General features: G+C 67.3%; 2 protein-coding genes. Both read left to right on the top strand.

Annotation, left to right across the window (positions count from 1 at the left end):
- A partial coding sequence (locus ACIRQP_RS42465; protein ID WP_403900843.1) for a transposase occupies nt 1-824 on the top strand: 824 nt, incomplete at its 5' end.
- Between the two features lie 7 nt (nt 825-831).
- A complete protein-coding gene (locus tag ACIRQP_RS42460; protein ID WP_403900841.1) occupies nt 832-1,317 on the top strand; it encodes a hypothetical protein in 486 nt (161 codons plus the stop codon).
- Nucleotides 1,318-1,331: the final 14 nt, after the last annotated feature.

The raw sequence follows: 1,331 nt of genomic DNA, 5'->3' as shown, positions 1-1,331 counted from the left end.
CCCCGCTCAAGGGACTGTTCGACGTGCTGGCCGGCCCGTTGGCCCAGCCGTCCACGCCCGGAGTGTGCTATCGCCGCTGGCGTACGGTCGCCTTCGACGGCTGCGGGAGCCTGTCCGTCCCCGATCATGAGCGCAACCGGTCCTGGCTCGGCCGCACCCAACGGCGCTACGGGCCGGGGGCTTATCCCCGTCTGATGCTCATGACCCTGTGCGAAACCGGCACCCGCGGCCTGATCGGAGCTGTCTTCGGTCCCGCTACCAAGGGCGAGACCGACTACGCCCACGACCTTGTCGGCCACCTGACCCCGGACATGCTCCTCTTGGCCGACCGCGCCTTCGATAGCAACGAACTACTCAAGGACATCGCAGCTCAGGGCGCGCAGTTCCTGATACGCGCCACCAGCACCCGACGCCCGCCGGTGCTGGCGCTGCTGCCCGACGGCTCATACCTGACTCGGATTGGGGGTCTTCCGCTGCGGGTGATCGAGGCCGACGTCCGCTCACGCACCGCCGACGGCGACGCCTTCGGCGGTACCTATCGCCTGCTGACCACGCTCAGCGACCACCGCACCGATCCCGCCGACCACCTGGTGCGTCTCTACCACGAGCGCTGGGAGATCGAGATCACCTACTGGCCCTCCGCACACCCTGCTCAAAGGCCGAGTTCTACGTTCGAAGGACCCGGTGGGTCTCATTCAGGAGATGTGGGCACTGCTCACCCTCTACCAGGCCCTGCGCTCGGTCATGGTGACCGCGGTGGAGACGTTGCCCGGCCACGATCCCGACCGGGCCGGTTTCACCGTCGCTCTGGAGGCAGCATGTGACACGGTCGTGAGTCTCGTCGGCGCGAGTGCGGCCACCGGGCCGATCAACTACGGCCTGGTGGGACACATCGGTGCCCGTGTCCTGCACGCGCTGCTTCCCGGGCGCCGGATGCGACTGTCCACCCGCATCGTGAGGTGCGGAACCTCCCGCTACAACAGCTGGAACCGCGACGGACGACCTCGAGACAGCACACTGATCACCAGCATCGAGATCACCGTGCATCCCCCGGCCCTCCCCAGTACGCACGATCCAGGCCGAGCCCCCTCGGGCCGCTGGGGCCTGGTCTGCCAGATCCTGGCTGCGAACTCCAACGAGGCCATGCACACCCGCGACATCGCACAACGCCTCGGCCTCGCTTCCACGGGGCGCGCCCTCAGCAGTCTCACCGCGCAATTCTGCTACTGGGCTCGCAACGGTCGGCTCATCCGCACGGCACCGAGCACCTACAAGATCACCCTCCCCGATGCCTTGACATCGCCAACATGCCCTTAACTTCGTGGCATTGG

Origin of the sequence: Streptomyces sp. NPDC102274 (assembly GCF_044766385.1) — a bacterium.
In the GTDB taxonomy this organism is placed as follows: Bacteria; Actinomycetota; Actinomycetes; order Streptomycetales; family Streptomycetaceae; genus Streptomyces.
Note: the sequence above shows the minus strand (reverse complement) of the source record. Positions and strands in the feature narration are given on the sequence as shown.